At 49.7% G+C, this 16,344-nt stretch carries 21 protein-coding genes; all 21 read right to left on the reverse strand.

The window, feature by feature from the left end; genetic code table 11:
* Window positions 1–50 precede the first annotated feature (50 nt).
* The 21 genes from rplA to DHU66_RS03590 all read right to left on the reverse strand — a co-directional run bounded on the left by rplA (window position 51) and on the right by DHU66_RS03590 (window position 16,283).
* The gene (rplA, locus tag DHU66_RS03490) at window positions 51–728 is read right to left on the reverse strand and encodes a 50S ribosomal protein L1 (protein WP_108774517.1); all 678 of its coding nucleotides are present in this window, start codon (window positions 726–728) and stop codon (window positions 51–53) included.
* Window positions 729–733: 5 nt separating this feature from the next.
* The gene (gene rplK / locus DHU66_RS03495; RefSeq protein ID WP_108774518.1) at window positions 734–1,156 is read right to left on the reverse strand and encodes a 50S ribosomal protein L11; all 423 of its coding nucleotides are present in this window, start codon (window positions 1,154–1,156) and stop codon (window positions 734–736) included.
* A gap of 145 nt (window positions 1,157–1,301) precedes the next feature.
* Window positions 1,302–1,895 (reverse strand): transcription termination/antitermination protein NusG, encoded by a 594-nt coding sequence (nusG, locus tag DHU66_RS03500; RefSeq protein ID WP_108774519.1) that lies wholly within the window; start codon window positions 1,893–1,895, stop codon window positions 1,302–1,304.
* 1 nt (window position 1,896) lies between these two features.
* Entirely contained in the window at window positions 1,897–2,187 is a 291-nt protein-coding gene (locus tag DHU66_RS03505) for a preprotein translocase subunit SecE (RefSeq protein WP_108774520.1), read from the reverse strand.
* A 10-nt stretch (window positions 2,188–2,197) separates the two neighbouring features.
* The gene (gene rpmG / locus DHU66_RS03510) at window positions 2,198–2,353 is read right to left on the reverse strand and encodes a 50S ribosomal protein L33 (protein ID WP_108774521.1); all 156 of its coding nucleotides are present in this window, start codon (window positions 2,351–2,353) and stop codon (window positions 2,198–2,200) included.
* Window positions 2,354–2,415: 62 nt separating this feature from the next.
* Entirely contained in the window at window positions 2,416–3,000 is a 585-nt protein-coding gene (locus tag DHU66_RS03515; RefSeq protein WP_108774522.1) for a hypothetical protein, read from the reverse strand.
* Between the two features lie 113 nt (window positions 3,001–3,113).
* The gene (rlmB, locus tag DHU66_RS03520) at window positions 3,114–3,827 is read right to left on the reverse strand and encodes a 23S rRNA (guanosine(2251)-2'-O)-methyltransferase RlmB (protein WP_108774523.1); all 714 of its coding nucleotides are present in this window, start codon (window positions 3,825–3,827) and stop codon (window positions 3,114–3,116) included.
* A complete protein-coding gene (locus tag DHU66_RS03525; RefSeq protein ID WP_108774524.1) occupies window positions 3,824–4,210 on the reverse strand; it encodes a Mini-ribonuclease 3 in 387 nt (128 codons plus the stop codon). The genes rlmB and DHU66_RS03525 overlap by 4 nt, the downstream gene beginning before the upstream one ends.
* A complete protein-coding gene (cysS, locus tag DHU66_RS03530) occupies window positions 4,210–5,553 on the reverse strand; it encodes a cysteine--tRNA ligase (RefSeq protein WP_209451732.1) in 1,344 nt (447 codons plus the stop codon). Before cysS ends, DHU66_RS03525 begins: the two co-directional genes overlap by 1 nt.
* A gap of 233 nt (window positions 5,554–5,786) precedes the next feature.
* On the reverse strand, window positions 5,787–6,017 hold the full coding sequence (locus tag DHU66_RS03535; RefSeq protein ID WP_108774525.1) for a DUF4339 domain-containing protein: 231 nt from the start codon (window positions 6,015–6,017) through the stop codon (window positions 5,787–5,789).
* Window positions 6,018–6,020: 3 nt separating this feature from the next.
* Window positions 6,021–8,198 (reverse strand): fibronectin type III domain-containing protein, encoded by a 2,178-nt coding sequence (locus DHU66_RS03540; RefSeq protein WP_108774526.1) that lies wholly within the window; start codon window positions 8,196–8,198, stop codon window positions 6,021–6,023.
* A gap of 122 nt (window positions 8,199–8,320) precedes the next feature.
* The gene (gene gap, locus DHU66_RS03545; RefSeq protein WP_108774527.1) at window positions 8,321–9,340 is read right to left on the reverse strand and encodes a type I glyceraldehyde-3-phosphate dehydrogenase; all 1,020 of its coding nucleotides are present in this window, start codon (window positions 9,338–9,340) and stop codon (window positions 8,321–8,323) included.
* 81 nt (window positions 9,341–9,421) lie between these two features.
* Window positions 9,422–10,336 carry a GNAT family N-acetyltransferase gene (locus tag DHU66_RS03550; protein ID WP_108774528.1) on the reverse strand — a complete coding sequence of 305 codons (915 nt, stop codon included), beginning with the start codon at window positions 10,334–10,336 and terminating at the stop codon, window positions 9,422–9,424.
* Complete coding sequence (locus tag DHU66_RS03555; RefSeq protein ID WP_108774529.1) at window positions 10,333–10,512, reverse strand: hypothetical protein; 180 nt, start codon at window positions 10,510–10,512, stop codon at window positions 10,333–10,335. Before DHU66_RS03555 ends, DHU66_RS03550 begins: the two co-directional genes overlap by 4 nt.
* Window positions 10,509–11,429, reverse strand: coding sequence for a DNA-binding protein WhiA (gene whiA / locus DHU66_RS03560; protein WP_245309371.1), 921 nt, complete (start codon window positions 11,427–11,429; stop codon window positions 10,509–10,511). The genes DHU66_RS03555 and whiA overlap by 4 nt, the downstream gene beginning before the upstream one ends.
* A gap of 17 nt (window positions 11,430–11,446) precedes the next feature.
* Window positions 11,447–12,394 (reverse strand): gluconeogenesis factor YvcK family protein, encoded by a 948-nt coding sequence (locus DHU66_RS03565; RefSeq protein WP_108774531.1) that lies wholly within the window; start codon window positions 12,392–12,394, stop codon window positions 11,447–11,449.
* The gene (rapZ, locus tag DHU66_RS03570; protein WP_245309373.1) at window positions 12,387–13,271 is read right to left on the reverse strand and encodes an RNase adapter RapZ; all 885 of its coding nucleotides are present in this window, start codon (window positions 13,269–13,271) and stop codon (window positions 12,387–12,389) included. The genes DHU66_RS03565 and rapZ overlap by 8 nt, the downstream gene beginning before the upstream one ends.
* Before the next feature lie 88 nt (window positions 13,272–13,359).
* Window positions 13,360–13,641: a hypothetical protein gene (locus DHU66_RS03575; protein WP_108774532.1), complete on the reverse strand. Its 282-nt coding sequence runs from the start codon at window positions 13,639–13,641 to the stop codon at window positions 13,360–13,362.
* Window positions 13,642–13,739: 98 nt separating this feature from the next.
* Complete coding sequence (locus DHU66_RS03580) at window positions 13,740–15,056, reverse strand: prolipoprotein diacylglyceryl transferase family protein (protein WP_108774533.1); 1,317 nt, start codon at window positions 15,054–15,056, stop codon at window positions 13,740–13,742.
* A 3-nt stretch (window positions 15,057–15,059) separates the two neighbouring features.
* On the reverse strand, window positions 15,060–16,010 hold the full coding sequence (gene hprK / locus DHU66_RS03585) for an HPr(Ser) kinase/phosphatase (RefSeq protein ID WP_108774534.1): 951 nt from the start codon (window positions 16,008–16,010) through the stop codon (window positions 15,060–15,062).
* A gap of 54 nt (window positions 16,011–16,064) precedes the next feature.
* Window positions 16,065–16,283 carry a hypothetical protein gene (locus DHU66_RS03590; RefSeq protein WP_108774535.1) on the reverse strand — a complete coding sequence of 73 codons (219 nt, stop codon included), beginning with the start codon at window positions 16,281–16,283 and terminating at the stop codon, window positions 16,065–16,067.
* Between the last annotated feature and the right edge of the window lie 61 nt (window positions 16,284–16,344).

Consider the following 16,344-nt stretch of genomic DNA (forward strand, 5'->3'; position numbering starts at 1 on the left):
GCAAACGAAAAAAAGAAGCCAGCCATCAGACTGACTTCCTGTGTGCTTACTTATTCAGCAGCTACCTTGATACCAGGACCCATCGTTGTAGAAACCGTGATGCCCTTGATATAAGCGCCCTTGACAGATGTCGGCTTTACCTTGACGATCTGATCATAGAGAGCTTTGTAGTTGGCAGCCAGTGCATCCTCAGAGAAGCTGCACTTGCCGATCAGGCAGTTCACATTGCCGTCCTTATCGACACGGTATGTAACCTTACCTTTCTTGATCTCTTCAACAGCACTGGCAATGTTCATTGTCACAGTACCTGTCTTAGGGTTCGGCATCAGGCCGCGCGGACCAAGGATCTTACCAAGACGGCCCAGCTGACCCATCATATCCGGGGTAGCAACGATGACATCAAAGTCCATCCAGCCGCCCTTGATCTTCTCAAGGACATCTGCTGCACCGACAATATCAGCACCAGCATTCTTAGCCTCTTCAGCCTTGGCACCCTGGGTAACAACCAGAACTCTCTGGCTTCTGCCAGTACCATTCGGCAGCACCATAGCGCCTCTGATGTTCTGATCAGCCTGACGCGGATCAACATTCAGCGAGAAGCTGACTTCAACCGTTGCATCAAACTTAGCTGTATTTGTCTTCTTAGCCAGGGCAACTGCCTCAGCATACGGGTACTGCTTATTGGAATCTACCAGCTCTTTAGCTGCCTTATACTTCTTGCCTGCCATCTGAGTCAGTCCTCCATTCCTTCTACTTCAATACCCATGTTGCGGGCTGTGCCAGCCACAATCTTCATTGCAGCCTCAACATCATTGGCGTTGAGATCCGGCATCTTGTACTCCGCAATCTCCTTCAGCTGATCCTTTGTGATCTTGCCAGCCTTGACAGTCTTCGGTGTACCGGAGCCCTTCTTGACGCCAGCAGCCTTCAGCAGAAGAACAGCAGCCGGAGTAGTCTTCAGAACGAAATCAAAGCTCTTGTCTTCATATGCAGTAATGATGACAGGAACGATATCGCCCTTTCTATCCTTTGTTTTGTCGTTGAATTCTGTGCAGAACTTCGGCATGTTAATACCGGCAGCAGCCAGAGCTGGACCCGGTTTAGCACCGCCGGCAGGGAACTGCAGCTTTGAAATCTTTGCAATTTTCTTTGCCATGTGGTTTTCCTCCTGTATTTTCCACATGCAGTGGTTATCGGGTGTCTGCTTCACCCTCCCACGCATGCACACACAAAAAACATGTGCTGAAATATATTACCCTTGTTTATCTGATGCGTCAATAAAAAGAGTGCCGAAGCACTCCTCAGTCATTAATCTTTTCCAGATCTGTATAGTTGATATCCGTCGGTGTCTCACGGCCAAACAGCATCGTCAGCACATTGGCAACCTGCGTCTGATCATTCATGGAAGAAACCTTGCCCTCCATGCCAGAGAACGGACCAGTCAGGATTCTGACTCTGTCACCAATGCCAAAGTTAACATCCACCTTCTTATCAGACTTGCCCATTCTTCTCAGGATTGATTCCATCTCATCCGGTGCAACCGGGAACGGCTTGGCACCGCCGCCGGAAGAGCCAATAAATCCGGTAACACCCGGTGTATTACGGACAACATACCAGGCTTCATCTGTCATCTTCATCTCAACAAACACATAGCCCGGAAACATGTTGTGCATCTTCTCAACCTGCTTGCCGTTCTTGATCTCAATCTCAGGTTCCTCGGCCACAACAATCCGGAACAGAGAATCCTGAATGCCCATGGATTCCACACGCTTCTCCAGATTATCCTTGACCCTGTTCTCATGGCCGGAATATGTATTGACTACATACCAGCGCTTCTGATGCTCATCATCCACAGCTGCGCTTACATCTTTTTTGTCAGTCTTCTTCTCAGTCATGTTATGCTCCAATTCCAATCAGCTTTAACAGAATCGTAATGACGTAATTGCACAGAACAAAGAACAGTGCAAAGAATGCAGTGAAAATCACAACCTCACCTGTATTCTGCCAGATACCCTCACCGCGGTCAGAAGAACGCCAGTGCGGCCACACAACACGCTTGGCCTCCTTGCGGATGCCGCGGATCGTAAACCAATGGTCCTTCGGTGCTTTATTCTTCTTCTCAGCCTTGCGTCTGGCTTTTTCCTCAGCCTTCGCCTGTGCCTTGGCTTTCTTTTCTTCTTTTGCCATTGGAAACCTCCTACTTTGTTTCCTTATGCAGAGTCTTCTTTCCACACTTTGGGCAGTACTTCATCAGCTCCAGCCGCTTGCCATTGCCTTTGCGCGACTTATTCGTCGTATAATTGCGGGACAGACAGACCTCGCATGCCAGGATGATCTTGTCATCTTTAGCCATAACAAAAACTCCTTCAAATGCCTTATTATTCTATACGCTGTTTTTTTCGGCGTCAATGGCCTTTATTTAACGGCATTTCTGACTTTTGAACGCACCCTCTGCAGCGTACAGTCATACGCCTTGCCCGTCATGCCAAGCAGCTGCGCACCCTGCGCATACGTCAGACTCCTCTGCCAGCAGGCCATCACCCGCTTCTCTTTCACACTCATCTGCCGTACACTCTCAGCCAGACTGGCCAGGGCCTGCTCATAGTGCAGAGCATACTCCGGCTCTTTCATCCCCGCCGGTTCACCAATGCATTCATGCCCGCTGAAATTCTCACGTCCATTGAGAATCGCATCCAGACTGACAGTCTCCATCTGCACATTCTGCAGAGATTTGACAAACTTGCTCAGCCGGTGGGTGATTACCCGGGCCGCAAAGGTTGCCAGGGATGCCTGCCGGTCAAAACGGTACGTATTGACAGCCTCCTGCAATGCCCTTAGTCCCAGTGCAAACATTTCATCTTCATACCGCTGTGCATACCAGTGTGGAAAACGATTGACGCAGTAACCGATCAGATTGTGAAACTGCTCATATAAAGCGCGCTGGGCATAGCCGTCTCCCATCCTGTTCATATACATCAGCTCATACGGATTGTCTCTCATATAAAACGCCCCCTGTTTCCTGTATTGTGTCACAGGATTCAGCAGGAAGCGTTCTTGTCTTGTCGCCATATTGTCCGTCAGAATGACCGGCATTTTTCAACAATTGTGGAGAATTACAGAGGATGGCGCTTACTGAAGATCTCATACATCAGAATCCCAGCGGATACACTGGCATTCAGTGATGTGATCTTCCCCACCATCGGCAAAGACACAATGTAGTCGCACTGCTTTGATAACAGGCGGGAAATCCCCTTACCCTCATTACCGATGACAAGCACTGTATTCACATCATAATGCAGGGCGCGGTAATCCTGACCATCCATGTCGGCACCGACAATCCACCAGCCCTTTTTCTTGAGATCTTCACATGTGCGGGACAGGTTTGTCACACAGGCACACTTCACGGTATCAATGGCACCGGCAGACACCTTGGCAGCTGCCGGCGTCAGGCCGACTGCATTATTTTTCTTGAAAATGACACCATCCGCGCCAACCGCATCCGCGGTACGCAGAATTGCGCCAAGATTATGAGGATCTTCTAGCTCATCCAGCATGATCAGCAGTCCCCTGCCGTCTTCCACATGTTCAATCAGGTTATCCACACTGTATGTCTGATATGGTGCAATCTCTGCACAGATACCCTGGTGATGATCACTGTGGACCATCTTAGCCATGGTTTTCTTATCGACCTGCTTCACAGGAATGTGCCGCATTGCTGCCAGCTTTTCCGCCTTGTCATCCGGAGAGGAAAGATAAATCACTTTGGCACGGCCGCCATCTTCCAGAATCTGATGGACAGTGTTTCTTCCATATATATACTGTGTCATTGCTTTTCCTCCATCGCAGTCACGGCATCAAAGATCTCCCGGATCCGCTCTTCTTTTCCCGCCAGTTCAAGACCGCCAAGCAGTGCCTCAAAGCCAGTGGATATTTTATAGATCTGTACATCGGTATGTTTCGGCACGCTGCCGGTAAACCCGTTGCGGCCCCGCCGGAACCAGCCTTCCTCTTCTTCGTCAAAGAAGTTCTTTGCATGGAGTGTTTCATAGAAGCGGCACTGTGCCTTGGCCGAGACATAAGAAACACTCAGCCTCTGCAGCGTCTTGCCTCTGCCTTCACCCTTTTCGATCAGCCAGCGGCGTACATACAGTGACCATACCGCATCACCCAGGAACGCCAGTGTGCGGCCTGAACAAAGTTCCGGATTCATCAAAGCAGTCCCTTTTCCATCAGCTGTTTTCTGGCCGCATCTGCAGCATCCCAGTTCTTTTCAGCCTTGGCCTTGTTCCAGGCGGCAAACAACGCCTTGTCATCTTCTGTCACAACCGGCTTTTCCACTACAATGCCAAGCACATCCAGCATCTTGGCCACACTGTTGCGATACCTGCCAACCTCTTCCCAGCTGACATCCTTTGTACGCAGCAGCTGGTTGATCTTCTTGACCGTATCAAAGATCACAGCATAGGCATTCGGTGTGTTCATGTCATCATCCATGCAGTCTAGGAAGGCACGCCACGATGCCTCATCAAAGGCATCGGTGCCGGCATAGCCAGCCAGCTGTGCCTTGATATCGGCCTGATGCAGCGGCTTCATGACCTTGTCAAGCTCCTTGCGGGCTGTTTCAACCGTCTCATCCGAGAAGTTGAGCTCTTTGCGGTAATGCACACTGGATACAAGCCATCTGGTCAGATTGGTGCCAAGCTGGGCAATGACATCCTTTGCCCACAGTGTATTGCCAAGAGACTTGGACATCTTTTCACCATTGATGTTGACCATCGCGTTGTGAATCCAGTAATTCGCCAGGCAGTTATGATGCATGGCTTCCTGCTGAGCCGCCTCATTTTCATGATGCGGGAATTTCAGATCCATGCCGCCGCCATGAATATCAATCCTCTCACCAAGATTGTTGTTAATCATGACAACACATTCTGTATGCCATCCAGGTCTGCCCTTGCCCCATGGCGAATCCCACTGGATGCCTTTGTCCGTCTTTTTCCACAAAGCAAAGTCATATGGGTTGCGCTTGCCATCACCGGTTTCATCCACACGCTCAGAAGCACCTGCCTCCAGCTGATCCAGCTTCTGGTGGGAAATCTCACCATACTTCGGATCCGAATCCACGCTGAAGTAAACATCCCCATTGACCTCATAGGCATGGCCGCTCTTGACCAGACCGTCAATGAAGGAAATGATCTGATCCATTGTCTGGGTCACTCTTGGCGTAATATCAGGAAGTTCCGTATTCAATTGCTTTCTGACATCCTGATACGCATCAATATAGCGCTGGGCAATGACAGCCTCAGTCGTACCTTCCTGGGCAGCCTTATTGATGATCTTGTCATCCACATCCGTAAAGTTGGAAACATAGGTCACCGTATACCCCTCTGCCTCAAACAGCCTCTTAAGAACATCAAACACAATCATCGGTCTGGCATTGCCAATGTGTGCATAGTTATATACCGTCGGGCCGCAGACATACATATCCACATGACCTTCATGAATTGGCTTGAAATCCTCAATCTGCAATGTACGCGTATTATACAGTCGAATCATACTATCCTCCCTTTTCAAAAAAGGCGTCTTTCTTTAAAAAGACGCCTCGCGCGGTTCCACTTTTCATTCTGCTCAAAGCCATAACGCGGCATACGTCAGACCCTACTGCATTCAGATCTGCCCTCGCGGATGCACTCCCCATCACGCAGACATGCGGCGCTTCCACCATACCGCCTTCGCTTCCATGCCAGACATGCAGGTACCCGTTCCGTTCAACGGTTTCCTTGATGATATCAGATATTAAAGTCGTTTTCAAACTCGCTGCTTTCCGTCAGATAGAACGAATAAATCGTATTGCCGATCTTCATCCACTGTGACAAATCCGGCATCCAGATCCAGTCATTCCCATCCAGAATTCCCTTGGAAATCAAATTGGAAAGCTCCTTGTCAGAATACGGCCCATACTTATCCCTGGACCCATCATTTTTCATGTAGTACCAGATCTTCTCACTGCCTGCGTCCATAGCTCAGTCCGCCTCCACATATACCGTAATTGCACTATTCGAGGAACTAATCGTATATTCCTTGGATTCATCACTGATCTTATAGCCGCCTGGTGCACTCAGGCCAAGATCACTTGCAGAATAAGAACCCGCAGACACTTTATTGACCGTCTGTGTTCCCACTTCACTGTTACTGTCTTTATCAACATACGTCACCGCAACATTGACATCAGAAGACTGTTTAGGTGCATTGTAAGTCACATTGATCTGGCTGGTGGAACTTTCACCATACTTGCTGTCATTGGAACCTGCCGCAACACCAATGGTATAGTTCGTACCATCCTGCAGGTTGGCACCACTGATCGTGTAGAAAGTCTGTGATACCTGGCCAGCGGATTCACCATTGATCGTCAGATCATAGTAGCTGGCATTGGATACAGCGTTCCAACTGATGGTCAAGGCACCGGTAGCGTCGACATTGGTGCTCAATCCGCTTGGGGCATCCAGCTGGATCGTCTTGGCATTGTATGTGTAATTCACCGTGCTGGCATCACTGTCCGAATATTTTTTGGAATCGTTTGCCTTGGCAACGATCGATACCGTATAGGTTGTGCCGCTGCTCAAAGAGGATGCCGGAATGGAAGCAGAGTTGCTGGCACTCTTGGCCAATGTGCCAACAGATGGTGAAACAGTGACTTCATAGTAGTCTGCATTGGTTACAGCATCCCACTTGATCTGCACATTCTCGGTTGTCTCGGTAAAGGTGATATTGGTTACTGCTGAAAGCTTGCCTGTATCCGCGGATGCTGAGGCACTTGCCGTTGCCGAGGCATCGGCAGTGTTTTCGTACTGGTTGTAAGTATTGTCGCCGGCACCATACATCTTGCCATCCTTGGTAATGGCAATCAGCGTATTGCCGTGAGCTGCAATGAAGCTGACATTCTTCCAGTTCTTGACGGCATCGGTGATCGCGCTGTCAGAGCTGACTGCCACAACCGTGCCATCTTTCTTCAAACCGGCAACGACATCATTGCCAGCTGCCAGAGCTGTGATATTGGAGATTGAAGAGGCATCCAGTGCAGAACCGCCATTGATTGCCACACTCTGCACCGCACCGTTTGCAATGACGTAGTACAGGGCATGATCACTCAGAGCGACAAGCTTGATATTGTTGTCCGAAGGAATCTTGATGCCGCCGGAAGATAACAAGGTGCCGCTCTTTGTCAGAGCAACCGTAACATCCTTGCCTGCATACACAGACGATACATTCTGCCAGTCAGATACCTTGCACGCTGTATCCGAACCGGTGCATTCCACCGAGCCATCTTTGCGTACCGCGGCGATATGATCTTCGCCCATGGCAATATCCGTGATATTGCTCCAGTCAGAAGTGTCCAGAGAACTGTTTGTCGTCACAACCGTGCCATCTTTCTTCAGAGCAGCAGCTGTTTCATCATATCCGCTGATCTGTACCGCATTGCTCAGCTTGCTTGTGTCTATGGTGCCATGGCTTGTGATCTTGCCGTCACTGTCCAGATACAGGGAATACTTGCTGCCAAGCACCAGGCGGTTAGTAGAGCCAACCGACAGAGTGGAAGAGGAACCGCGGCCTTTGAGCGCAATCAGCAGAATGGCAAGCACTGCCACTGCGGCAATGCAGCCAGCCAGCACAAACACGGTTTTACGTTTCTTCAGAGGCTGCTTCTTTTTTACTGTCTTCCTGGGACGCGAAGCCTGCCTGATTTCCTTTTCATCCTCCTCGTCCCAATCGTCATCCTCATCATCTTCGTCAGAGGTATCTTTGGTTTCACTCTCTTTGGTCAGATCATCCGGATTCATAACCTTGGTAGCACCAAGATCTTCGTCCCGGTCCTGATCCAGAACGGTGGTTGGACTGTCATCCACTGTATCCAGCTGCTGGGTAGCAGCCATACCATTATTTTTCTGGAAAGGAATGGTGGCACTCTTTTCCAGATTATCGATATTTGGCATCACAAATGTCATGGTATTGTCCAGCAGTGCCGTTACATCAATATGGTAAAGGGATGCCAGTGCCTTCAGATGCATGATGTCCGGGATACTGTTGCCATTTTCCCAATTCATATATTCTGCCACCGGCACAAACAGCCGTTTGGCAATTTCCGACTGCGGCAGTCCACTGTTTTTCCGCAGCAGGTTCAGTTTCTCTGGAAGCTTGTTCATAGCGATCCTCCCTGCCCTATATTTTATGTGCACTCTATTTTCTTTTCAACGAAATGCCGCGTTTGTCCGCTTTTCCAACAAAAAAAGACTCTGGACAAGCCAGAGCCTTCATTGTACAAAGCTTACTTAACGTTAGCGAAGTACTTGATTGTACGAACCATCTGAGAAGTATAGGAGTTCTCGTTATCGTACCAGGAAACTGTCTGTACTTCGTATGTGTCGTCGTCAATCTTGTTGACCATTGTCTGAGTAGCATCGAAGATGGAACCATGTGTCTCATCGATGATATCGCTGGAGACAATGTCCTCATCGTTGTATGCGAAGGAATCAGACTGAGCAGCCTTCATAGCAGCGTTGATGGCGTCAACAGTAACATCCTTGCCCTTGACAACGGAGAACAGCAGTGTTGTGGATCCTGTAGGAACCGGAACACGCTGAGCAGCGCCGATCAGCTTGCCATTCAGTTCAGGCAGAACCAGACCGATAGCCTTAGCAGCACCGGAAGAAGCCGGTACGATGTTGCAGGCACCAGCTCTGGAACGACGCAGGTTGCCCTTTCTCTGAGGTCCATCGAGAATCATCTGGTCACCTGTGTAAGCATGAACTGTGCACATAATACCAGACTGAATCGGATACAGATCATTCAGTGTCTTAGCCATCGGAGCCAGGCAGTTCGTTGTGCAGGAAGCAGCAGAGATAATCTTGTCTTCCGGCTTCAGTGTCTTCTCGTTTACGCTGTAAACGATAGTCGGCAGATCATTTCCAGCAGGAGCGGAAATAACAACCTTCTTAGCACCAGCATCGATATGAGCCTGTGCCTTGGCCTTGCTTGTATAGAAGCCTGTGCACTCCAGAACAACGTCAACATTCAGCTCACCCCAAGGCAGATCCTTAGCATCCTTCTCAGAGTAAATTCTGATTTCCTTGCCGTCAACTGTCAGTGTACCCTTCTCATCATCGCAGGAAATTGCATGATCCCACTTACCATGTGTTGTGTCATGCTTCAGCAGGTAAGCAAGCATGGAAGGCTTTGTCAGATCATTGATCGCAACGACCTCATAGCCTTCTGATACAAACATCTGTCTGAAAGCAAGACGTCCGATGCGGCCGAAACCATTAATTGCAACTCTTACATCTGTCATATTGTCTAATCTAGACCTCCTTAATGTTGCGCTTAAATTATAAAGTCTCACTGTTTGTTCGTCAATTGACAAGGCTAAATCCTAGAACGCTTCGTTCTGATTTAATGGCCTCCTCGATACCGCTAATGCCTCCTTCACATTGGACGCCTGCGACTGATACAGCTTGTTAAACAATTCATAGTCATTGATGCGCACCATCGTGCCAATATAATCGTGATGTTTTGCATTAGGAAACAGCGGCGTAAAGTTTTCTGCCTTTGATACATTGAAATGTACTCTTGGACGTTCCTGCAGGCAGGCATTCAGCAGTTTGGCCAAAGCTACACTGTCCAGATACACCAGCTCATCAATATAGAAATCGGAGCCCTGCATCGTCAGTGCCGCATAGCCGTCAATCCTGTCCTGGCCATTGTAATATCCGATGATCTTGCCGCCCTGGGCTGCAATTTCATTGCGGTAGCGCACAAAATCCTTTAGATCACGGCAGTAAAAGCCCGAAAAGCGCCGGATATAAGCAGAATATACTTTCAGCATATCCAGTGCCTGTACGTCATAGGCGCAGCCAAAGGAAGGCACCCGCTTCACATCCTGCCGCTGCACCATCCATCCTGTCCGATACATCCCTGCCCGGAATCCAAATGGTTCATACAGGGCAGGATCCCTGGCCCGGATGAAGGTCATCAGCTCGGAATGGGCACACGCATCCACCGTCACATTCATCAGCTGATGCATATAGCCTTTTCCCTGATAGGAAGGCAGCGTGCATACACCGGAAATCATGCTTGCGGAAAGTACCCTGCCATGAAACATGACCGGATGGGTATGGCGGCACAAAGAAGACACAATCCGCCCATCTTCCTTCACAACATAGCAGGATGCCGGATCCCATACCGACTTGAAGTAGTAATCAATATATCCTGGATCTTCCTGTGGAAAACAGATTTTCCACATCTCACGGACCTGCTGGCGGTCCTTTTCTTCTGCCAGTACGATCATAAGCGGTCCTCCTTGTTCTTCTTCATTTCGCGCTCTGTTTTCAACAGCCTTCTGGTACGGATCAGACCGATCACAGACATCATCATCGCCAGTGTGTACAGCCCCCAAAACTGTGGTGCCAGCACATACATCACAATCATGCCCACTGTGATCGCTGAAAGATAAATGAAGATCACACGCCTCTGCCTTTCTCAGCCAGTTCATGGATCCGGACAAAGCGGTGTTTCATCCCCGACTTGGATACCGGTGTCCCTGTCTTTCTTTCATACAGCGCGCACAGTTCATTCAGACTGGCCTCTGGATTTTCTTTCCGCAGCAAAGCAACATCCTGCAGTTTCTGATCCACATGGCGCAGACGATCCATCTCTTCCAGAAGCGCAATATCTTCCAGCTGCTTCTTCGCCGCTGCCTGCGACTTGACTTCATTTGCCACATCGCAGTTGTTCAGCCGTGTCAAAGAGTTGGTAAAGTCGCGGGAAATACGCACATTCTCAAACTTCATAACCGCATCATTGGCACCAATGATGCGCAGGAAGTCCGCGATCTTCTCTGCAGCCTTGATATACACAATTGTACGCCCGCGCCGCTGAATTGTGCGGCCCTGAATTTCAAAACGCTTCAGCAGCGAAACCAGAAATTTTCCATGTTCTTCATTGTTGGCCGTAATCTCCAGATGATAGCTTGTCTTCTCTGGCGGATTGACACTGCCCGAAGCCATGAACGCACCAGCCAGATAAGCCCTGGCATTGGTGTCAGCTGCCACAATCTTTGCCAGCGGCTTTTCCAGCAGGCCCCTGGCACTGTAAATGCCAAGATCCTGCAGAATCATCGGCACATCCGCTGTGATGCGCAGACCATAGATCAGATTCTTGTGCAGGTTCATCTTCCGTTTGACAGACAGATCGATGCCGGCATCATAGCGCTCTTTGATCAGCCGGTAGATCGTCCTGGCCACCGCCGCATTTTCCACACTGACTACAATGGCCATCCCCCGTGAGGATAAGGACAAGGATGAACACATCTGTATCAAGGCAGACAGTTCTGCCCTGGCATCGTTCTGTGAGAAAACAAGCGATGCCGTTTCATTTTTCACTTCGGCAGAGAATGACATTACACTTTCCCTTTCAGAAGATCTTTCGTCACATCATGAATGCCTTTGACATCATGGCGGATCAGACCGTCATCAAAGCTGAGCAGATGACGGCAGATAATATCATAGTCATGCTTGCACTCCCGCAGGCATACCGGATACGAATGCTGGCGCCTGTAACGGGCCCGGTTAGTCTCCGGAATATGGTCATCCGCCACCACCACAGCATCCACACTGACACCATGGCGCTTCAAAGCATCCACATGGTCTTCTACACTGTATCCATCCGTCTCACCCGGCTGGCTCATGGCATTGCAGAAATATACCTTGCGGCCATGGGTATGATGCAAGGCATCGCCGATTTCCGGAATGATGATATTGGGCATGATGCTGGTATACAAAGAGCCGATGCCAAAGATGATCAGGTCCGCATCCTCGATGGCTTTTACCGCCTCCGGGGTGGCATGGACATCCTCTGTGTAGAATACCCGCTCAATGTGATTGTCGATATGCGGGATATTGGCTTCACCAGCCACAATCACGCCATCCTCCATGCGGGCATACAGGGTAATGACCTGGGTTGTACTCGGAATGATTTCACCTCTGACATTCAATACATCATCAATGATCTTGACCGCATCAAAGAAGGAGCCGGACTGCTGTGTCAGAGCAGTCAGGATCAGATTGCCCAGGTTATGCCCGGCGACATCCGTCTCGGTGCCATTGGGATCATCAAAGCGGTAATTCATCAGGCTGCTCATGATCGATTCATGATCAGCCAATGCAAGCATGACATTGCGGATATCACCCATAGCCGGAATATTGAACTGCCGGCGCAGTCTGCCGGTAGAACCGCCGTCATCTGCCACGGTCACAATGGCAGAGATGTGGGTATCGGCAATATTCTTGATGCCGCGGCAGATCTGGGCCTGGCCATGGCCACCGCCAATCACAACAACATTACGCATCTTCACGAATCCACTCCTTCTGGTCACGGTGTTCCTTGTAGCAGTTATAGATCTTCCGATAATGCTCATACAGGAAGTTGGTAATTGTCACCGAGCGGTGCTGGCCGCCAGTGCAGCCAATGGCAACGGTGAAATGATTCTTGCCTTCCTTTTCGTACTGGGGAAAAACATAGTCCAGAAAAGACAGCAGACGTTTGATGAATTCCTGGGTTTCCGGCTTGTCCATGACATAGTTGTAGACACAGGCATCATTGCCGGAGTACGGCCGCAGCTCAACCTCCCAGAACGGGTTCGGCAGGAAACGGACATCGATCATCAGATCAGCATCCATCGGCACGCCATACTTGTAGCCAAAGGACACAAATGAGATGGAGAAGGCAGGCACAGCACTCTTGCTGAAATACTTCTCGAGTTTGCGCTTGAATTCCTTTTCCTGCAGAAAGCTTGTATCAATGGTCACAAAGGAATTGTTGACGTTGCGGGCCAGCATCTGCCGTTCCACCGAGATGGCTTCATCCAATGTATTGCACGTATTGCTCAACAGCAGCGGGTGCATGCGTCTTGTACTCTTGTAGCGGTGCAGAATGACAGCATCACTGGCATCCAGAAACAGCACACTGATCGTCATGTTCTGTCCCTTTAATCCGCGCAGAAAAGCCGGGAAATCCTGGGCACTTGTACTTAACGCAACATACGAATAGCGGGGATCTGTGCTTGTTTCGATCATATCCACAAGCAGGCTGATCAGCTGAACCGGAAAGTTATCAATGACGTGATATCCCATATCCTCCAGAATGCGGGCAGCCGTTGATTTGCCGGCCCCTGACATCCCACTGATGAGAATCACTTTTTTCTTCTTCTGTGTTTCCATATGCATCACCGATGGTATTGTAGCATTCTCCCCCACTCACTACAACGGATACCGGCGTGCCAGATCATCCAAAAGAAAAAGCAGCCTGCGCTGCTCATTCAGAATACTTTCTGCGATCCGGAGAAAGATTATCACAATAATAGCGGACCGTCAGTTCCGGACACTGGCGGTGCCCGCTGCCTGGATCATTGATAAAGCAGTCACCCTCCAGCATGCATTCCTGCATCGCCTCAACCGCTGCCATCAGATCTTCATCACCTGCACCAATGGAAGTCATCAGATCCTTCGCATTGATTTCCAGCGCATTCCACCCATTTGCTGAAAATTCCTGCTTCTTGAACCGAATAATTCTTTCAAACTCTTCAATACTCTTCATACACCCCTGCTCACAGTACCCAGTATATCATGATTTTTTCAGAGCATGAGCAGATACTCAAATTTGTACCTGTGTTTTCAAAAGATTTTCCATTGGCATTACAGCAGATTGTATGTCCAGTTATGGTCAGTTTCCTGCAGAATATCTTCCAGTTCCCGCAGATCACGGATCATGCGGTTGGGCATGGCTTTGGTAATCCTGTTGAAATTCTCCTTGCTGGTAACATAGCCGATCGCATAGACACAGGCTCTTCTGGCCATCCGCACATCTCTGGCATGATCGCCAATATACACGCAGTTGTCATGGCCAAGACCCAGGGCATGGCAGATCCGCCGCAGGGCATCCGGTGCCGGCTTTGCCTTCTTGTAAATCTCCTTGCCCATAACCATATCCACATAGTCTTCCAGATCAAACTCTTCAATCCAATAGCGGCAGTTGTCTGTAGGTCTTGAGGTCACAACGCCGACCGTATATCCGTTCTTCTTCAGCCACATCAGCACTTCCAGCGCATGGGGCATGGTATTGACAAGACCCAGGGCAGGCAGGTTGGCCTGGAAGGTACGGAACTCATGGGTAAGCTCATTGGGATCCTCACCCTTGAACAGACGCTTGATTTCCCTGCGGTCATCCGCGCCGAACACTTCCAGCTGGGTACGGTCATCAAAGTCATCTACTGTACGGTACTTGTTAAACAGGTACCGGTAGGATTCATTCACCATTGCCTGGGTATCCATCAGGGTGCCGTCAAAGTCAAACAGCACAAGCGGCTTCCGGTCCATCTTCTTGCGGCGGTTGAACACGTAGAAAATCAAAGCACCAACGGCTGTGACAAGTCCCGGCAGCAGCATCATCAGGCTTGCATTGGAGCGGCCATAGGTTGCAATGTTGACAAAGAAGCGGCTCAGGCCAATCCACAGCAGTGCCAGGGCTGCCCGGTCCCCTCTGTGTTTGTCATAGAAGTAGTTGCGGTAAAGCACCTCCAGCAGAATGTAGCCCAGCATGTCAACACCGACGATAAGAATATTGCGCCAGTCGGAGAACATATAGGGTATGCGGGAAATGGCCGCGGCTAACAGAAAGTGCGGGATGATGCAGTCCAGGGTACGCCGGAAGGACATAAAGTTCTTACGGACATAGAAGAAGACAAACAGCATCACGAAGTAGATGGCCATCAGTGGTTCAAAGCCGTCATCGAAGAACAGGAAGAACCGGGAGATATGATCGAATCCATTGGCGATATACCAGCCGATTCTGCCTCCCAGCAGGCCAAAGACGACAATGCCGAGGAATACTTCCTGGGAAATGGCACGGACATAGCCGTTTTCTTTCATGTCACGCCGGAAGAACAGGTATGCCACAAAGCAGCCGAAAAGGGTCGCAAGTCCGGCCCACCGTATTGTTACATGTGCAAACATCGCTTAGATATCCTTTCCGGCATATGTATTGAAGCGTTCCTTGATTTCCTTGCTGGCAGAGAAGCCATCCTGCTGCAGACGGAAATTGGTCACGGCAGATTCAATCAGAATGCGCATATTGCGGCCGGCACTGACCGGCAGCACAATCGTCGGGACAAGAACATCCAGAATCTTTGTATAGTGCATCGTCTCATCACCAATGCGGTTGTATTCATCCGCCGCATTGAACTTAACCAGGTCAATAACCATATCCACAGGCGAACGGGCAATCAGCGCACTGGCACCGAACATCTTCTCCACATCGATGATACCGATGCCTCTGATTTCCAGCAGGCCTTTGATAATAGCCGGGGAATGGCCGATGATATTGTTATGGATATGCTGTACATCCACACGGTCATCCGCCACCAGCACCTGTCCATTGCGGATCAGCTCCAGAGCGGTTTCAGATTTACCCATGCCGCTTTCACCGGTGATCAGCACGCCTTTGCCATAAACACTCATCAATGTGCCGGAGATCGTATCCTCCGGGGCAAGCCGCTCATCCAGGAAGGAAATCAGTTCCGTCACCAGGCGGAAAGTCTCCATATCTGTCCGCATGATCGGGAAGTTCAGATGATCCGCAATCTCTTTGAGAATCGGCGGCAGCGCGTTGTTCTTGGTAATGATCAGACATGGCGTATAGCCATCCGTCAGCATCGGGAAACGGGCACGCTGCTCCTCCGGTGTCATTGTCTTGATAAACTCGGATTCCTTGTTGCCGATGATAATAATACGGCGTGGATCCGACTGCTTGTAAAAGCCGCACAGCTCAAAGCCAGGCCGGTTGACATCCGGTACAACCGTCCAGCGGTCCAGCGACTTATCATCACCAGTCAGACGTTCAAACTTGAAGAAGTTCAGAATCTCCCTGACTGTTACTTTCTTTGTATATTTATTCTCTTTGTTTTCCATACAAAACCCTCATCGTGATTCTATCACAACTCTGTGGCCGTTTTGTGAAAACAATCAGCTCCTGAACATTTCTGTAAACGCCTTGAACTTCACTGTCCCCATCGTTTCCCGATGGCCGTCCGCATGGACAATCGTGACACGCTCAGGCGAAATCGTCACTTCATACTGCAGCGAGCGGATCTTGGTCAAAGCATAGCGCCCCTGCATCACCTGCCAGGTCTGTCTGGCATAATACCCAAGTTCATTTCTTTCCTGTTGGAAAAACCCTATCATGCAATTCCTCCTTTCATGGCGGGTATACTAATACGATTGAAACAGGATTGCAAGAAATGTG

Source organism: Lactimicrobium massiliense (genome assembly GCF_900343155.1).
GTDB lineage: Bacteria > Bacillota_I > Bacilli_A > Erysipelotrichales > Erysipelotrichaceae > Bulleidia > Bulleidia massiliensis.